At 41.2% G+C, this 18,065-nt stretch carries 17 protein-coding genes; 13 read left to right on the forward strand and 4 right to left on the reverse strand.

All coding sequences use genetic code 11. The features are described from left to right. On the reverse strand, window positions 1–858 hold an 858-nt coding region (locus VX730_06165), incomplete at its 3' end, for an alanine dehydrogenase (GenBank protein ID MEC9291970.1). Window positions 859–1,012: 154 nt separating this feature from the next. On the opposite strand from VX730_06165, the gene VX730_06170 reads away from it, so the two are divergent. Both VX730_06170 and VX730_06175 read left to right on the forward strand, forming a co-directional pair. Then, entirely contained in the window at window positions 1,013–1,726 is a 714-nt protein-coding gene (locus VX730_06170; protein MEC9291971.1) for a Bax inhibitor-1/YccA family protein, read from the forward strand. Window positions 1,727–1,784: 58 nt separating this feature from the next. Further along, on the forward strand, window positions 1,785–2,402 hold the full coding sequence (locus VX730_06175) for a hypothetical protein (GenBank protein MEC9291972.1): 618 nt from the start codon (window positions 1,785–1,787) through the stop codon (window positions 2,400–2,402). A 39-nt stretch (window positions 2,403–2,441) separates the two neighbouring features. Here VX730_06175 and rho read toward each other — a convergent pair whose 3' ends face one another. The 3 genes from rho to hemE all read right to left on the reverse strand — a co-directional run bounded on the left by rho (window position 2,442) and on the right by hemE (window position 5,303). Beyond that, window positions 2,442–3,704 carry a transcription termination factor Rho gene (rho, locus tag VX730_06180; protein MEC9291973.1) on the reverse strand — a complete coding sequence of 421 codons (1,263 nt, stop codon included), beginning with the start codon at window positions 3,702–3,704 and terminating at the stop codon, window positions 2,442–2,444. A 133-nt stretch (window positions 3,705–3,837) separates the two neighbouring features. Then, the gene (gene hemJ, locus VX730_06185) at window positions 3,838–4,263 is read right to left on the reverse strand and encodes a protoporphyrinogen oxidase HemJ (GenBank protein MEC9291974.1); all 426 of its coding nucleotides are present in this window, start codon (window positions 4,261–4,263) and stop codon (window positions 3,838–3,840) included. A gap of 2 nt (window positions 4,264–4,265) precedes the next feature. Next, window positions 4,266–5,303, reverse strand: coding sequence for a uroporphyrinogen decarboxylase (hemE, locus tag VX730_06190; GenBank protein MEC9291975.1), 1,038 nt, complete (start codon window positions 5,301–5,303; stop codon window positions 4,266–4,268). A gap of 400 nt (window positions 5,304–5,703) precedes the next feature. On the opposite strand from hemE, the gene VX730_06195 reads away from it, so the two are divergent. The 11 genes from VX730_06195 to rsmG all read left to right on the forward strand — a co-directional run bounded on the left by VX730_06195 (window position 5,704) and on the right by rsmG (window position 18,059). Then, the gene (locus VX730_06195; GenBank protein MEC9291976.1) at window positions 5,704–6,300 is read left to right on the forward strand and encodes a TIM44-like domain-containing protein; all 597 of its coding nucleotides are present in this window, start codon (window positions 5,704–5,706) and stop codon (window positions 6,298–6,300) included. A gap of 12 nt (window positions 6,301–6,312) precedes the next feature. Beyond that, window positions 6,313–7,386, forward strand: a complete 1,074-nt coding sequence (locus VX730_06200; protein MEC9291977.1) for an MltA domain-containing protein — start codon at window positions 6,313–6,315, stop codon at window positions 7,384–7,386. A 34-nt stretch (window positions 7,387–7,420) separates the two neighbouring features. After that, entirely contained in the window at window positions 7,421–8,356 is a 936-nt protein-coding gene (gene hemC, locus VX730_06205) for a hydroxymethylbilane synthase (GenBank protein MEC9291978.1), read from the forward strand. Next, the gene (locus VX730_06210; protein MEC9291979.1) at window positions 8,332–9,054 is read left to right on the forward strand and encodes a uroporphyrinogen-III synthase; all 723 of its coding nucleotides are present in this window, start codon (window positions 8,332–8,334) and stop codon (window positions 9,052–9,054) included. Before hemC ends, VX730_06210 begins: the two co-directional genes overlap by 25 nt. A 52-nt stretch (window positions 9,055–9,106) precedes the next feature. Next, window positions 9,107–10,057 (forward strand): hypothetical protein, encoded by a 951-nt coding sequence (locus tag VX730_06215; GenBank protein MEC9291980.1) that lies wholly within the window; start codon window positions 9,107–9,109, stop codon window positions 10,055–10,057. Then, window positions 10,047–11,372: a heme biosynthesis HemY N-terminal domain-containing protein gene (locus tag VX730_06220; GenBank protein MEC9291981.1), complete on the forward strand. Its 1,326-nt coding sequence runs from the start codon at window positions 10,047–10,049 to the stop codon at window positions 11,370–11,372. Before VX730_06215 ends, VX730_06220 begins: the two co-directional genes overlap by 11 nt. Window positions 11,373–11,378: 6 nt before the next feature. Next, window positions 11,379–11,972, forward strand: a complete 594-nt coding sequence (locus VX730_06225) for a Smr/MutS family protein (protein MEC9291982.1) — start codon at window positions 11,379–11,381, stop codon at window positions 11,970–11,972. Between the two features lie 184 nt (window positions 11,973–12,156). Continuing rightward, window positions 12,157–14,889 (forward strand): DNA polymerase I, encoded by a 2,733-nt coding sequence (gene polA / locus VX730_06230; protein MEC9291983.1) that lies wholly within the window; start codon window positions 12,157–12,159, stop codon window positions 14,887–14,889. Window positions 14,890–15,040: 151 nt separating this feature from the next. Continuing rightward, on the forward strand, window positions 15,041–15,412 hold the full coding sequence (locus tag VX730_06235; protein ID MEC9291984.1) for a histidine triad nucleotide-binding protein: 372 nt from the start codon (window positions 15,041–15,043) through the stop codon (window positions 15,410–15,412). A gap of 132 nt (window positions 15,413–15,544) precedes the next feature. Then, on the forward strand, window positions 15,545–17,434 hold the full coding sequence (mnmG, locus tag VX730_06240) for a tRNA uridine-5-carboxymethylaminomethyl(34) synthesis enzyme MnmG (GenBank protein MEC9291985.1): 1,890 nt from the start codon (window positions 15,545–15,547) through the stop codon (window positions 17,432–17,434). Further along, entirely contained in the window at window positions 17,406–18,059 is a 654-nt protein-coding gene (gene rsmG, locus VX730_06245) for a 16S rRNA (guanine(527)-N(7))-methyltransferase RsmG (GenBank protein MEC9291986.1), read from the forward strand. The genes mnmG and rsmG overlap by 29 nt, the downstream gene beginning before the upstream one ends. The last annotated feature ends 6 nt before the right edge of the window (window positions 18,060–18,065 follow it).

An 18,065-nucleotide genomic window follows, 5' to 3' on the forward strand; every position in this document is an offset into this window, starting at 1 on the left:
ATACGGCGCCTCATGGCTGGTTGGACGCGATGTTTCAATACAACCACCTTGGTCAATTGAAATATCAACAATCACCGAACCTTCCCTCATCATCTTCACTTGTTCAGCGCTCACCACTGTTGGTGCTTTACGGCCTAGTACGTACACTGCACCCACAAGCAAATCACATGTTGGCAACAGCTCATTGATGGTTTCCGTATTTGAAAGACGTGTGTTAATAGCAGGATATTTTGCCTTCACTTCTTTCAAGCGCTCTTCATTCAAGTCAAGCAGGGTTACATTTGCACCCATACCTGCAGCAAGAATAGCAGCTTCCCTACCGGCAACACCTGCACCAATCACCATAACGTTACCAGCACTATGGGTAGAAATACCACCCAGAAGAACACCGCGACCACCCTTAGACGAATGCAGGAAAGATGTGCCGTTTTGTGTTGCCAAGCGCCCAGCAATAGCACTCATTGGTGCAAGAAGTGGTGTTTTACCATCTTCAACAACAGTTTCAAACGCAACGGCTGTCAGGCCAATATTTTTCAGGTCTTCTGTAAGCTTTGGTTCTGCTGCAAGGTGCAGGTAACAGAACAAAAGGTGATCTTTTGTCAGTCTGTCAACGTCCCCTTGCTGAGGTTCTTTTACCTTTACAACCAAATCAGCCATGGCATAAAGAGCATCTGCATCTGCGCAAATACGACAGCCAGCTGCTGCATAGTCATCATTACTGAAGCCTGCGCCTTCACCAGCACTGGACTCAATCCACACTGTATGGCCAGCATCAACGAGTGTCCCCGCATCAGCAGGTGTCAGCGCTACGCGCATTTCAGCAGGTTTGGTTTCTTTAGGAACTCCGATATGGGTCATATTCGTACCCCTTCATTTCAAAAGGTTTCAGATAAATAGGACGAGTCTTGTTCGGTTTTTATTGATTTTTTGGCGTAATGCCTCAATATATCCCTATACAAGCACGTATATTACCGTGCGATGATAATGAAATTTAAACAAAAGGACAAATGAAATGAATATGTCTCACGCTGCATCAACAGTACGCACAAATGACGCCGCTGTTGCTGCATATATGCGCATGATTTTCAACTACATGACTGGTGGAGTTGCCCTAAGTGGCCTTGTTGCCTTCCTTACAATTAACTCTCCAGGTCTGCTTCAAGTTGCTGTAAACCCAGCGACTCAGCTTATCTTTATGGTTCTTTGGATTGGTTCTGGCTTTGTAATGGCTGGCCTAATTAACCGCCTACAGCCTGCTGTTGCGCTAGGCTTGTTTGCATTCTTTAGTGCTTTGACAGGGTTTGCTCTCGCACCTATCGCTCTTGTTTACACAGGCGCAAGTGTTTTTCTAGCCTTCTTTACAGCTGCAGGCATGTTTGCTGGTGCAAGTGCTTACGGTTACGTAACAGGTAAATCACTTTCTGGTTGGGGTAACTTCCTAATGATGGGTGTCTGGGGCCTATTCTTCGCTGTGATTATCAACATTGTTGGTAGCCTTATGGGCTTCCAGATGAGCGGCCTAGACTTCATGATTAGTCTTCTTGCTGTTCCTTTATTTGCAGGTCTTACAGCTTACGAAACAAACATGCTACGTGATATGTACCATCAGCACGCTGGTGATGATGTATCAACGGCACGTCGCGCGATCTACGGTGCTTACACACTTTACGTTAACTTCGTAATTATGTTTATCCACCTACTTCAGCTGATTGGCGAGCGTCGATAGCATAAAGCTCTCAAAAAAGGCTACCCACCTGGGTAGCTTTTTTTATATGATGAACTTTATGAGCTTTTCAAAATTACATTTTTACCTCACTGTCCTTGCTATTACAGCAGTTTTTTTATTCCTTACGTTTCATGAATCTCCAGTAAAACAACCTGATGGAATCCTTATAAAAAAAGAACCTCTACAAGAACAAACATCTGAACTCCCTTTTAAGAAAGGAAAGTTTTTAATTACACCTCTACAATATTATAAACTCCGTGCGAGAGTTCTTGGTAAAAAACATTACAGGTTTTCAAAATGGGCAGACCTTTCCCCTGTAGACCTTGCTTTAGGCTGGGATGTTATGAGCTCTAATTTTTATTTAGATCAGTTAAAAATTAAGCAAGCGCGCCGTTGGTACTATGTAAAGTGGGGCAATTCTGCTGCTGTTTCAGAACAGAAAATTTTTAATAACAGCGCGAATGTTCACATTCTCCCAGCAAATGAGCATGTGGCAACTATGGTTAAAAAATTCAAAGAAGGCACACTTGTTGATTTACAAGGATATTTAGTTCGTGTTGATGACGAAGAAAAGAATCGTTGGTGGATATCCTCTCAGAGCCGAACAGACAGAGGTGATGGGTCTTGTGAAGTTTTTTATGTAACACAAGCAAGCTTTACCTACTCCGACAAATAAAACCCCCGCTACTGCGAGGGCTTTAAACTTTTTGAGAACTTACTTGTTCATGCTTTGGAAGAACTCTGCGTTGTTCTTCGTTGCACGCATCTTACCAAGTAGGAACTCCATAGATTCTACAGGGTTCATTGGCTGAAGAATACGACGCAGCAACCATGTACGCTGTAGATCGTCCTTACCAATCAGAAGCTCTTCTTTACGTGTACCAGACTTAGTAATATCTACCGCTGGGTATGTACGTTTTTCAACAAGCTTACGATCTAGCCAGATTTCACTGTTACCTGTTCCTTTGAATTCTTCAAAGATCACTTCATCCATACGAGAACCTGTTTCAATAAGAGCCGTTGCAATAATTGTAAGAGAGCCACCCTCTTCCACATTACGCGCCGCACCAAAGAAACGCTTTGGACGTTGTAGAGCATGTGCATCCACACCACCCGTTAAAACTTTACCAGAGCTTGGCACAACTGTGTTGTAAGCACGAGCAAGACGTGTCAAAGAGTCAAGAAGGATGACAACATCCTTACCTTGCTCAACAAGGCGTTTCGCTTTTTCAATCACCATTTCACTCACTTGGACGTGACGGCTTGCAGGCTCATCAAACGTAGAAGAAACAACTTCACCTTTTACGTTACGCTGCATGTCTGTTACTTCCTCAGGACGCTCATCAATCAGAAGAACAATCGTGTGAACGTCAGGTTGAGTCTTCTCAATTGCGTGAGCAATAGACTGAAGCATCATTGTTTTACCAGCTTTTGGTGGGGCAACAAGCATTGCACGTTGACCTTTACCAATTGGAGCGACAAGATCAATGATACGACCTGTCATGTTCTTTTTATCTGTTGGGTCGTCACCTTCAAGGTTGAACTTCTCGTTCGGGTAAAGTGGAGTAAGCTTCTCAAAGTTACGACGAGACTTAGAATTTTTAGGGTTTTCGTAGTTAATCGTCTCAAGTTTAAGCAGAGCAAAGTAACGCTCACCTGGGTTAGGTGGACGTACAGAACCTGTAATCGTATCACCAGTTCTTAGACCGTAACGACGAATCTGACTTGGAGAAACATAAATATCTTCTTGTACAGGGAAGTAGTTACTGTCTGGAGAACGCAAGAAACCAAAACCATCTTGTAGAACTTCAAGAACACCTTCTGCTTTTACATCACGCTCTTCTTCTGGAATTGCTTTGACAATTTCAAACATGATTTCTTGGCGTTTCATGGCTGCTGGGTCATCAATACCCATAGCTGAAGCCACTTCAATAAGCTCTTCTGTGCTTTTGTTTTTTAGTTCACTTAGGTGTTTCATTAGATTTTGTATCTGCTTTTGATTGATTAAATGGAAATTTGTTTACTTAATTTTGAAATTTGCAGCGTCTGGAGATGCACTGATACGTTCATTTAAAATGGATTGTGTGCAGCCGTCAAGCTTTTTGTGATCCTTAGAAAGGTTTTGTCACAGCAAGAATCACCACAATAATAAGGAAAAGTGTTGGTACTTCATTTAAAATTCTAAAGTATTTGCCAGACTTTTCCACCCGATCAGCCTGAACTTCACGGTTATATTTAATAAGAATCATATGGTAAATCGTTAAAAGAACCACGCATGTAAGCTTCACATGAATCCAACCCTGTTCAAACAGGTAAGGATTTTGGATAAGAAGGATCAAACCAAAGATCCAAGACACAATGGCTGCAGGTGTTGTGATGTAGTTTAAAAGCTTATAAGACATTGTTTGTAGAACTTGCTTAGTCTCTTCTGTCTTTGCACGTTCAACGTAATACACAAAGATACGTGGCAAATAGAACAAACCAGCAAACCAGCAAACAATGGCAATAATATGAAGAGCTTTAAACGTTAGGTACATCTTTATTTCCCTTGTACCGCTTCAACCATAGCCTGAACATTTTGGGTAGGTGTTTTAGGTGTAACACCATGGCCAAGGTTAAAGATGTATCGCTGTGTAGGGTCTACCTTAAGAAGTGTATCTTCTACATGAGCTTTTACTGTTTCAGGATCTGTCATCAGTACCATAGGATCCATGTTTCCTTGTAGGGTTACATGCTTTTGGAGATGAGCCACATGCTCAAGTGGTGTTGAATAATCCACACCAAGACCGTCAAACAGGTCACCAAATCGTTCTATCATCATTTCTAGGGTACGACTGTCCACACCACGAGGAAATAGAATAATCGGCGTCTCAGGGTGTTTATCTTTAAGTAGACGACACATTTCTTGAAGAGGGTTCATCACCGCGTCTTCGAACAACACAGCCGGTACTGAAGCTGCCCAGCTATCAAAAATTTGTAGAACCTGAGCGCCTGCTTCAACCTGTTTGCTGAGATAATCTGCTGAAATGCGTGCAAGATTCAGCATTTCTTCTGCCCAAAGAGAAGGATTTTGAAACGCCCAAGTTTTGAGGTTATCAATACTCTTAGAAGGTTTTGCATCTGTCATATATGCTGCCACCGTCCAAGGTGCACCACAAAAACCAATAAGCGTTTTATCATCTTCTAAATTTTCACGAATAGAAGAAACAGCCTTATACACAGGATCTAAATGTTGGTGATATGTATCCTTACTCACTTTAAAGTAATTTGAGAACTCTTGAAGTGTACTTGCACGTCCAAGAACAGGGCCTTCCCCAGCTTCAAATCTTAAGCTCATACCAAGAGCATGGGGAATAACAAGGATATCACTAAAGAGAATTGCTGCATCAAAAGCAAAACGTCTTAAAGGCTGAAGTGTGACTTCTGTTGCATACTTAGGTGTATAGCTTAAAGTTAAGAAGTCACCTGCTTCTGCTCTAAGTTCTCTATATTCAGGAAGGTAACGACCTGCTTGTCTCATCATCCAACAAGGAGGTGTTTCATGTGTAGATCCATGGAGTGTGTTTAATAGTTTCATAAGTTCACACTATACGAAACTTTCTTTTAATTCTAGTCCACATGTGCAGGTTTATTCATCGTTAGAATTTAACTTCTAAACAATCCACATCTACGGACTATAAAATAATATATATAAATATATAAAAAATAATTTTTATATTAAGACACAGGGATAATAAGGATAACTTTTATTTAGTTTTTAACATAAAGGACTTACATGCATCTTCCACCTTGGAAAACTTCTGTAAATCTATGTGGAGAATTGTGTGTAAAAATATGAGCCTTTTTGAGGGCGTAAGTTTTCACCGTTATCCACAGGCTTTTTCTTTTTGTGGATAAATCCGTAAAATGAGCCTTGAGAAAAGAAGACGAAGTGAGTACTCTTGGGGTGAATAGGTTATCTAATAAAGGGAAGAACAATGCAAGAAGGCCTTACTTTAATCGATTTTATTTTCCTCATTGTTGTTGGAATCTTTGTATTTTCGAGATTTTTCCAAACAAAACTTCCTAAGGATGACAAAAAGAAAGAGAAACCACCTCTCAAAACATTTATTGGCTCAACAGAGGATGATTTTGTTCAAGCCACTAAAGTTGTTCCTCTTAAATCTAAGAAGAAGGACGATAAACCTCTTACAGGTGTGGATAAACTTAAGTCTATGGATCCTTTCTTTAAAGAAGGTAAGTTCCTGAAGGGAGCTGATAATGCCTTTAAAATGTACTACGAATCTCTTAAAGATGATGATGAAGAATTTCTTGAAGACTTCCTTTCTCCACGTCTCATGGATGAAACCCGTGATTACCTCGATTCAAACCCGAAAGGTCTTAAGCTTGTTGATAAGATCAAAACATCAAGCATTGTGAATGCGGACGTAAAAGGTCGTACTGCTTTTGTTGATGTGATGTTTGATGTCTCATTTGATGATAAGTCATCTGAAAAAGTGATTTGGACACTAGCACGTCCTGTGGACAGTGATGATCCAAACTGGGACTTGGATAAAATCCAAAAACCTTCTTAGGGGTTAAACCTCATGAAAAAACTTTATGCCGCAGCTTTTTGTTCTGTTGCTCTTGTTGGATGTGAACAAACATCTATAAAAGAAGTGTCTTGGGATTCTTATAAAGAGCAAGATATCCAGTATGCCTATACAAATATTCTTGCATTCTGCGAAAAATCTAAAAAGGGCCCTACTTTTGTAGCGGGAGAATCTTTTGATTTTAAGCCTGCTTGTAAAAGCCTTAAAGAAGATTCATCACTGGAAACCTTTAAAGCAGTGTTTACCCCTGCTGAAATTCATAAGACAAAGAATCAATTTTTCCGTAAGCCATCTGCAAAGGTCACTGCTTATTATACCCCTGCCCTAAGTGGGTCTTATACAAAGACAGAAACATATAACGTTCCAGTACATTCAAAACCAAAAAATCTTGTTCAAATTCATACCAAGCTTTTTGATGAAGATGAAAGCAATGTTTGGATTGGTATGATTCAAGGAAATAAAGTGGTGCCTTATTATGAACGCGCTGAAATTGAACAAATGAACGGTGATGTTCTCTTCTATACAGATAGCCTTGTTGATAAGTTCTTCCTTCAAGTGCAAGGCTCAGGCTATGTGAATTTTGAAAATGGTGAAAAGAAGCTTGCCGCTTTTGCTGCTCATAATGGAAAACCTTATACAAGTATTGGTAAAGTTCTTGTTGATGACGGTGAGCTCACACTAGAAAACGCAGATATGTTTTCTATTAAATCTTGGATTCAAGGGAACCCTGAGCAAATGAAACCTCTCTTTAATACCAATCCTCGCTATATCTTCTTTGGTTGGGGTAGAGATGTGAAAGGGTCCTCTAAAAAAACATTAGAAGCATTTAGAAGCGCTGCCATTGATCCAAAAACGATGAGCTACGGCCTACCGTTTATCCTTAAAACAACACGTACTGTTGATAATACAGAACAAACATATAGGCTCCGTGCAGATGATACAGGTGGGGCAATCAAAGGTGTTGGCCGGGTGGATATCTATGCTGGTGATGGCAAAGAAGCTGAAAAAATGGCGGCTCATCAAAATAGTGATGGAGAAATGGTTGTCTTTTTACCAAGAGCGTTGTAGCGTGTGCTCATAAACAGAAGGAACACATATCCTCATGAAAACGCTAAAACTTGGTACACGTCGTAGTAAACTTGCTCTTGTTCAAGCAAACCTTGTGAAAAAACACATTGAAGATGCGTGCCATGATATTCAAGTTGAGATTGTTGAGTTTGTCACCACTGGTGACCGTTCACAGGCTTGGGGAAACAGAGCAAAGTTGAGTGGTAAAGGTGATTTTACCAAAGAAATTGAAGACGCTCTTCTTGATAAATCTATAGATCTTGCAGCACACTCTATGAAAGATGTTCCTGTTCACCTTCCAGAAGGGCTTGAAATTAAAGCTGTACTTCCGCGTCACGATCCAAGAGATGTTTATATTTCAAATAAATATGACTTTGAAAAACTTCCAGCAAAGGCTGCTGTTGGTACTGGCGCTATTCGCCGTGTTTCACAATTGAAAAACATGTTTCCAGATTTGAATATTCAACCGATTCGCGGAAATGTAGAAACACGTATCCAAAAAATGAAAGATGGTGAATTTGACGCCATTATCCTTGCAAAAGCTGGGCTAGACCTTCTTGGACTACAAAAAGAAATTCATACTGTTTTTGAACCTGACCTTATGTTGCCGGCTCTTGCGCAAGGTATTGTTGGTGTTGAATGTCGCAGCGATGATGATGTAGCACTTGAAGCGCTTTCTGCCATTAACCATGCAGAAACATGGGCCTGTGTAACAGCAGAACGCTCTCTCCTTGAAAAACTTGGTGGAGATTGTAAAACGCCTGTTGCTGGATACTGTCAGGCCACGGCTGGCGGAAACCTTCGTTTGATTGCAATGGTTTCTTCAATGGATGGCCAAACTGTGTTCCGTGCCCGTGAAAAAATGCCAGTAGAAGATCCATATACTCTTGGCCAACATGTTGCTGATGTTCTTATAGAGCAAGGTGCAGATAAAGTGATTGCAGAATGCAAAGCCGCATTATCATCGTAGGCTCGCGTGAGCGAACTCCAGCCTTTCAGCAGGCCTTTTCAGAACATTTTCAAAATGTGGAATCTTTTCCAATCTCAAAACATGAACTCAGTTCAATTTACTTATCTGAATTAGAGCTTAGGGATATTGATGGGCTTATTATTACAAGTGCATTGGCAGTAGAAAGTTTTCAAGAAAAAGACCTTTCAAAGTTCCCACCTTTCTATTGTGTTGGTGAAAAAAGTACAGAATCTGTAACTTTTTTGGGAGGAACAGTTGCTCTTACAGGCCAAGGTTCAGCAACAGATTTAGCAAAAGATATTGTAACGACCAAAGGCGCTGGCCACTTTGTTCATTTAGCAGGCTCTTCAGCAAAAATAGATTGGTATAGCCTTATTAAAAACAGCGGTGGTTCTGTTAAGACTCAAGTTTGTTATGAGGTATCTTATAAAGAAAAGCTTTCACCTGCTGAGATACAGTCATTCCGAAACCTTTCAAAGGATATCTTTGTCTTTCTGTCAGAAGCAGCTTTAACGACAACACAAAATCTTTTCATAAATGGAAATATTGATTTTAGCTCAGCAACGGCTGTGTGTTTAAGTGAAGACATTTCAAAACATTCAAAAGGTTGGAGTCAGGTGTTGTTTGCAAACACACCAACTAAAGAAGATCTTATCAGTAAAGTGAAGCAGGAAATCAGTACATCTGGCTCTCTTTAGCCTTTTATGTCATCATAGTTCTCAAGTTTATAAGCAAAAAGGACATACCAATATGGCCACAAAGAAAAAAGCAACAAAAGCGGTAGAAGCACCTAAAAAGGATGATAAACCGCAAAAGAAAAAAAACGGTAAAAAGTCGTCACAGACAAGATCGCCTTGGGCGTTAGCGTTTTTTGCTGTTTTAGGTATGTACCTACTCACTATTGTATGGCCAACACCATTTGAAAAAATCACAACCCTCCCTGTGGTTGAAGATATTCTTCCAGCGCCAACTCTTGCTGAAACAAAGCCTGCCCCTGTAAAAGAAGTGGTTATTGAAGATGCAGGCGTAAATATGAATGTAACTACCCAGGAAGCTGTAGAAACAGAAATTACTTTCATTGAAGAAGAGCCAATCATTGATGAATATATTGAAGTCATTAATCAGCTGAATCAAAAAATTAACGCATTGACAGAAATTACAGAAACACAGTCACAGGAAATTGAATCTCTCAATATGCAAACCGAAGAGCAGCGTGTTGCACTTATGGCTTTAAGTAATCCTGCTTCAGTAGTTGATGTCTTGAAAACAGAACCAGCTTTTGTTGGTACAGACTTTTCTCTCCTTGCTGGTAAAAGACTGTCAGCAAATAAAACTGTTGTTAAACTCTTAGATGCGATTCATAAAGGCCCCCTTTCAAGAGAAGAGCGCGCTCAGGAAGTTAGTGGCAATATCCTTGCTGAAAGCGATTCTACATGGAAGAAATCTCTTTCTAAATGGGTGACAGTGAAGAAGCAAACTGTAGAAGATTATGCCATGTCATATGACGAACAATGGGAAGCACATAGTGATAAGCTGAAAGCGCATCTTATGGATGGTAACTATGAAGCGACGGTGGCTTGGATTCAAGAAAGTCCAATACTTTCAGTAGATCGTCGTTTTACTGAAGGTGGTAAAGAACTACTTACTTACATGAACCAGCAGAAACTTTTAGAGCGTGTGAGGGCTTTTTATGCTCGTTAGAGGAATTATTCTTTTCCTGTGTGCCGCAGCTTTAGGGCTTATCACACAAAACATCACAAGCAACCCTGGTGACGTTGTTATTGTTTGGCAAGGGTATGATATCCGCTTCTCTACAACAGTGCTTTGTGTCGCGCTTGTCTGTGGCCTTGGTGGATTTTTCTTTGCGGGGTATCTGTTTTCATGGGTTAAAATGTTTCCAAAGCTTTTACAAGCGCGCCGTGGCCGCAAATCAGAGGCTAAAGGCCTTAACTACTTATTTGAAGCCTTTGAATCTCTAAGCCTTGGTGATGCGAAAGAGGCCCAAAAAGCAGCGCATAAGTCTGCTGCTTTTCTTGCAGATACAAGACTCAGCCGCGTAGTCGAAGCCCAAGCACTCTCCCATCAAGGGAAAGCTGACAAAGCTGAAGCGCTTTATATTGAGCTTGCAGCAGAAAAGAAAAGCCAACTTGCAGGATTACGTGGTCTTCTGGCTCAAAGTATTAAAGAAAAAAACTGGCATGAAGCAGAACTCCTTCTAGAAAGTTGTCAGGAAGAATACCCAAAGAACGGTTGGGTTGCTAAGCAAGCGATGCTGATTTACCTCCACCAAGGTGCTTTTTATAAAGCACAAGATCACTTGAAACTGTACCTTGCTCATGCTGATGACTCAGAAGAAGAAAAGCAAACAGTACAAAGAGCCTTGGCGTTACTTAAAGGTGAAGACGCTCCAAAAATGGTTGAACTTGCAAACAAGAAACTTGGTCTCACACTGCCAACAGCGCTTTATCATCTCAACCGTCTTATTGATCAAAAGAAATGGCGCGCGGCCTTTAATTTTGCTGGAGAAATGTGGAAACACCTCCCTCACCCTATGATTTACAGTGTTTGGGTTGAGCTTATGAAGAAGCGTTACCGTAAGCCTGATGTCGTGAAGCAGACGCTTCTTCTTGTACAAGGTATTGCAGAAACACCTGAAGCCATCATGCTTATGGCTGCCGCTCACCTTAAATCTGGAAATGCCCTTAAGGCAAGACAGCTCCTTATTAACCTTTCAGAAGAGCATAACTACAGAGAAGTTTATGACCTGCTTATTGAAGCAGAGCGTGCTTTAAACCCCCATGCGAAAGAAGTTGCTCAGTGGACAGAAAAAGCATTGAACGCGCCTCGCCTTCCACAAACTTATATGGAATCTTCTCATGCGCTCTATGCATGGTTTGATGCCTTTGCTGCTCCTATTGATTTGGAAGAGTTTTCCATAAATGAAACTCTTAAAAAGCTTGGTGCAGAAGAAGTTCTAGAGCTTGATGAGCCAGTGACAGAAGTTGTGGTGGCATAGTTTCTTATGGCGAAAGATTGGCATGAATGGCTTGAAGAAGTAGATGACGTCAAGCCTCTTAAAGGTAAGAAGAAGGCAGAGCTTCCTGAGGAAGCAAAAGAAGAAACTCAAAAACCTGCTGTAGAAGAACCCGAAGATGAAATTGTTGTTTCTAAAGGGCCTTCGGCAGCGCAGCTTCTTATTGAGAAATTCAAAGGAAAATCCAAAAAACAACCAGAGGGTATGCACCATAAGGATACTTCTCGCGCGGATCATATGTCTGCAACGCGTGCCAGTGTGGATGAGAAAACGCGCCGCCGCCTTATGAAAGGGAACTTTGCCATTGATGCAAGGTTAGACCTTCATGGCATGACTGTGAATGAAGCAAAAAATCGTACAGAGGATATTCTTGCGCGCTGTGCAAAATCTGGCTCTCGTGTGCTTCTTCTTGTCCATGGTAAAGGCTCTGGCTACGGTGAAAAAGGTAATATGGGTGCCATTAAATCTCAGGTTACAGACTGGTTGATTGATTCTCCATATGTATTGGCCTTCCACTCCGCTAAACCTAAGCATGGTGGTGTTGGTGCTTTGTATGTACTCATTAAACGTTTGAGAGACTAAAAGAAATAAGTTTATTTGAGTAACTCTTTGCTTTTCTCGCTTTTTAAGTAGAGCGTCTACTCTACAAATCATCAAAAAGGCAAAGCCTTACAACAAAACAAAGCGCTCAGGCTTTTTAATTCTTATTCCTATCTTTTTATAAAAAAGAGTCGTTTTAAATTCATGAATCCGTTATTTTGGCTTTATGGAAAAATTGGAAAAGAATAACACCCCTCACCTCGTCATTATTGATGGATTTAGCTTTCTATTTCGCGCGTATCATGCGGTGCGTATGCTTAATAAAACAGATGGAACACCAACTAACGCTCTGTACGGTTTCTCGCAGATGATGATTAAGGTTCTGACTGACCTTAAACCTGACCTTTGCGCTGTGGCACTGGATAGCCCTGTGAAAAATTTCCGTTATGATATTTACCCAGACTACAAAGCAAACCGTAGTGAAATGGACGACGATATGAAGGCACAAATGCCTTTCTTCGAACCACTTATTGCTGGGTTTGGTGTCCCTGCCCTACGTGTAGACGGCTATGAGGCGGATGATATTATCGCGACTCTTGCGAAAGACTACGGTGACAGCCATAAAGTTACGATTGTTTCTTCTGATAAAGACCTGATGCAGTTGGTGACAAATAACGTATCTATGCTTGATACCATGAAGAACAAGTCTATGAGCTTTGAGGAGGTGATGGATAAATTTGGTGTAACGCCGGATAAGGTAATTGAAGTCCAAGCTCTCATCGGTGATAGTAGTGATAACGTACCAGGTGTGCCAAGTGTTGGCCCTAAAACAGCAGCGCAGCTGATTGGTGAGTATGGTTCACTTGAAACACTTTATGCGAACCTTGATGATATTAAAAAGCCGAAACTCCTAGAAAACCTCACAAACAATAAAGATAAAGCCTTTATGTCTCGTGAGCTTGTTTCTCTAAAGAGTGATGTGCCTCTCTCTGTGACTGGCGAAGATCTAGATTTTCACCCTGATTGCTCAGAAGCGGCAGACATTCTTACAGAACTTGAATTTTTCAGCCTGGCGAAAAAAGTAAAAGCTGAAGGTGAAAAACACAGGAACGGTGATACTTCTGCTGATGCTGTTGTTGAAGAAGAGTCTGAGAAAAAGTCTTATCAAACAGTAGATACCCTCCCAGCCCTAAAGGCGTGGATGGATAAAATTAAAGCCAAAGGTTTTGTGGCTTTTGATACTGAAACAACAAGCCTTCATGTGCAAGAAGCCCAGCTAGTAGGTTTTTCACTTTCTGTAGAAGCGGGTGAAGCATGTTATGTACCACTCAACCACAAGGTTGACCTCCTTAGTCAAACACCTCAGTTAACAGAATCTGAAGCTCTTCCATTTTTGAAAGAGATACTTGAAGACCCTGAAATTAAAGTGATTGGTCAAAACATTAAGTACGATATGCATATCATGCATAAGTACGATGTTCATGTGAATAATGTACAAGATACAATGCTTATGTCTTTCGCGCTGAACGCAGGTAACCATGCTCACAATATGGATGACCTATCCCAGCGTTACCTAGGTATTACGCCTATTCCATATAAGAGTGTTGCCGGTACTGGTCAAAAACAAGTGACGTTTGATCATGTGGATATTGTTTCTGCGACAGCTTATGCAGCAGAAGACGCAGACATTACGTTGCAGCTGTACCTTATTTTTGAGGAAATGCTGAACCAAGATCAAAATGCCGGTGTTAAAAAAATTTACGAAGAGCTAGAGCTTCCACTCCTTGAAGTACTTCGTTCTATGGAACGTAAAGGTGTAGAAGTAGACGCCAAAGTTCTACAAGAGATGACAACAGTGTTCTCAGCAAAGCTTGAAGAGCTTGAAAAGTCTATTTATGGCGAGACAGGTTCAGAGTTTAATCTAAACTCTCCAAAGCAGCTTTCAAAAGTTCTCTTTGAAGATATGGCGTTGACACTGAAAGGCAAAACACCGAAGTCAACAAATGTAACAGTCCTTGAGGCTCTTGCAGATGAAGGCCATGACATTGCCGCACAGGTTTTAAACTACCGTAAGCTTGCAAAACTGAAGAGCACGTACACAGAAGCCCTTCAGGAACAAATCGCAGCAGATGGGCGTGTACATACCAGTTATAACCCTGTGGGTGCTTCTACGGGCCGTCTATCGTCAACTGACCCTAACTTACAGAACATTCCTATCCGTACTGAGGAAGGCCGTAAAATTCGTACAGCCTTTGTGCCTCGCACAGGCTACAAAATGGTGAGTTTAGACTACTCTCAGATTGAACTTCGCCTTCTTGCAGATATGAGTGGCGCTGAAGGTCTACTTGAAGCCTTTAATGGCGGACAAGATATTCACGCATTCACAGCACATCAGATCTTTGGAACACCTCTTGATGAAGTCACATCAGAGCAGCGTAGTATTGCTAAGTCTATTAACTTTGGAATTGTTTACGGTATGGGTGCCCACAGTCTTGCGCGCCAGGTTGGTGTAAGCAACAAAGAGGCAGCTCAGTATATTCAAAACTACTTTGAGCGCTATTCAGGTATTAAAGACTACATTGAAGGCCAACAAGAGTTTGCCCGTGAAAATGGCTATGTAGAAACGCTAATGGGGCGCCGTTTGTGGTTGCCAAATATTAATGCTTCTAACGGTATGTTGAAATCTGGCGCAGAGCGCGTTGCAATTAACGCTCCTCTTCAAGGTGGTAATGCGGACCTCATTAAAAAAGCCATGATCCAAATCCATGCAAAATATCTTGGTAGTATAGATGTTCGCATGCTTCTTCAGGTGCATGATGAATTGATCTTTGAAATCAAAGAAGATGTTCTAGAAGTCGAAGTCGCAAATATTGAAAAAATTATGGAAAACATTATACCCCTCAAAGTGCCATTAAAAGTTGGTGTGGGTATAGGTAACAATTGGGATGAAGCCCATTAATTCCGCCCCTGTGGCACTGCAAACTGGTTTTTGCTGCGCTCCTCATGCTCATGTATGATGATATATACTCCGCTTGAGTTCTCGCAAAAACACAATTTTCGTGGACCACATGAACAAAATTAATAAATAGCTAATAATGTGAGTTAGAAATATGTACGAACAAGATATCCAAAATAACGAGACAATCTTTGGTAAAATCCTACGTGGTGAAATTCCATGTGACAAGGTTTATGAAGATGAGCATGTCCTTGCTTTCCGTGACATCTCACCTGCAGCTAAAGTACATGCGCTTGTTATTCCTAAAAAGCTTATCCCTTCAGTGAATGAAGCAACAGCAGAAGATCTTACTCTTCTTGGCCATTTACAAACAAAAATTCCTGAGATTGCAAAGCTTGCGGGCTGTGATGCGCATGGCTACCGTGTTGTTACAAATGTAGGCCCAAATGCAGGTCAAGAAGTCTTCCATGTGCATTATCACATCCTTGGTGGAGAGAAGCTTTCAGGGTTAAATCCAAAAGCATAAAAAGTCCCCTACTCTTTAAAAAGGCCTCTTTTTCAATAAAGAGGTCTTTTTTTACATGTCTAAAGCTTGATTTTTAACGGTCTATACATTAGATCAAAGAGATAGTTTTTTATGTATGCAAAAGGAAAAGAGATGAAATATACATATGATGTGATTGTTGTTGGTGGTGGGCACGCAGGTTCTGAGGCGGCTGCTGCGGCTGCGCGCATGGGCGCAGATACTCTTTTGCTTACAGGTAACCTTGATACAATTGGTCAAATGTCATGTAACCCAGCTATTGGTGGTCTTGCTAAAGGGCACCTTGTACGTGAGATTGATGCCTTGGACGGCATCATGGGACGCATGACAGATGTTTCAGGTCTTCAGTTCCGTATTCTTAATGCGAGTAAAGGTCCTGCTGTCCGTGGTCCACGTGCACAGTCAGATCGTAAACTGTACCGCGAAGCGGTACAAATGGAACTTCTGGGTACAGAGAACCTAACAATCAAGCAGGCAATGGTTGATGATATTGAGCTTGATGAAAACGGTGAAGTCTCTGCTGTTGTCACGTCTATTGGTCTTAAGTTCCATGCCCCGTCTATTATCCTTACAACAGGAACATTCCTAAAAGGTCTCATTCATATCGGTGACTCTAAGCAGTCAGCTGGTCGTGCAGGTGAGCCTGCTTCTATGAAGCTCAGTGAAACTCTAGGCCGCCTTAACTTTAAGCTTGGGCGTTTAAAAACAGGGACACCCCCTCGCCTAGATACACGCACCATTGATTATTCAAAGCTTGAAGTGCAGCACGGTGATGATGTTCCAGTACCGTTCTCGGACCTGACTGAGACAATTGAGCAGGAGCAGATTCCTTGCCATATCACATATACAAATGAGAAAACTCACGAAATTATTTGTGAAAACCTAAGTCGTTCACCACTTTATGCTGGTGTAATTGAAGGTGTTGGGCCACGTTATTGCCCATCTATTGAAGATAAGGTTGTGCGCTTTGCTGAGAAGAGCCGCCACCAAATTTTCCTAGAACCTGAAGGTTTTGATAGTGTAGAGGTTTACCCGAACGGGATCTCTACTTCTCTTCCAATTGATGCTCAGATTGAGATTGTGCGCTCTATTGAAGGGCTTGAGAATGCTGAAATTCTGCGTGCAGGCTATGCAATCGAGTATGATTACATTGATCCAACAGAGCTCACACATACATTAGAGACAAAGAAGATTAAAGGTCTCTTCCTGGCAGGTCAGATTAATGGCACAACTGGTTATGAAGAAGCCGCAGCTCAAGGTCTTATGGCAGGCCTTAATGCAGCCCTAAAAGTCAAAACAAATCAAAAGTTTAAGCTAGATCGAGCAGATGCGTACATAGGGGTACTTATTGATGACCTTGTTACACGTGGAACATCTGAGCCGTACCGTATGTTTACCTCGCGCGCAGAGTACCGTTTACTGCTGAGAGCGGACAATGCGGACCTTCGTTTGACACAGAAGGGTATGGACATTGGCTGTATCTCTGAGCGCCGCCAAAAGCACTTTGCAGCGCGCCTTGAGGCACTCTCTCAGGCAGAGACATACTTTAAGGAAACAAAGATCAAGCCTTCAAGTGAGCTAGGTGCTCATGTACAGGAGGTCTCAGGTCGTTATGAGCATAGCCAGAGCCTGTTTCAGCTTCTTAAGCGCCCTCAGATTACGCTAGAGAGCCTTAAAGCTTTTGATGGCTCTATTGATACCTTGGCGCCTAAGGCGCTTGAGCAGGTAGAGATTGAGGCTCATTATGATGGTTATTTGTCCCGTCAGAAGGCTGAGATTGATGCTATGCGCATGGATGAGGCTCTAGAGATTCCAGTTGATTTAGACTACAGCAAGGTCGGTGGCCTCTCTAATGAGGTGGTTGAAAAGCTTAAAACCTATCAGCCAGCCAGTATTGGTGCAGCGAGTCGTATTAGTGGTATGACCCCTTCTGCTCTGACAGCTTTATGGATTTATATAAGGAAGAATAACCCAAATGGTGAACAAAGCACTCAAGCAGGATAGAGATGTCTTCTTACAGGAGATTAAGTCTCTTCCTTTTACAATAAATGATGATCAATTAGCTCTTCTGGATACTTATGCGGAAGAGCTTTTCAAATGGTCAGGTAAAATAAATCTTATTGGACCTGATACAAGAACTAAGATTTATACAAGACATATCTTAGATGCTTTACAACTTGTTCCATATGTTTCACATGAAACACAAATACTCGATATAGGATCTGGTGCAGGTGTACCAGGTATTATTCTATCTATAATGGGATATAAAAATGTAACGACATGTGATGTTGTGAATAAAAAGATAATTTTTCAAAATTCTTTTGCTAAAAAGTATTTAAAGGGATGTGATTTTTCTGCAAGATGTATTTCTATTGAAGAAATAGATTTAGAAAATGAAAAAAGAATCCTTATAACATCAAGGGCTTTCGCGGCATTGTTGAAAATATTTGAAATGACAAATCATTTACATGACCGTGTTGATCAAATGGTTTTATTAAAAGGTGAAAACTTTAATGATGAAATATTAGAGTGTTCTAAAAAATATCAGATGACATATGAAACGTTTCCGAGTATAACTAAAGAGGGTGCGAAAATTATAAAAATAACGCAATTCGTAAAAACCCAATAAAGGAAA

It is taken from the genome of Pseudomonadota bacterium, from assembly GCA_036141575.1.
GTDB lineage: Bacteria > Pseudomonadota > Alphaproteobacteria > UBA2136 > JAPKEQ01 > JAPKEQ01.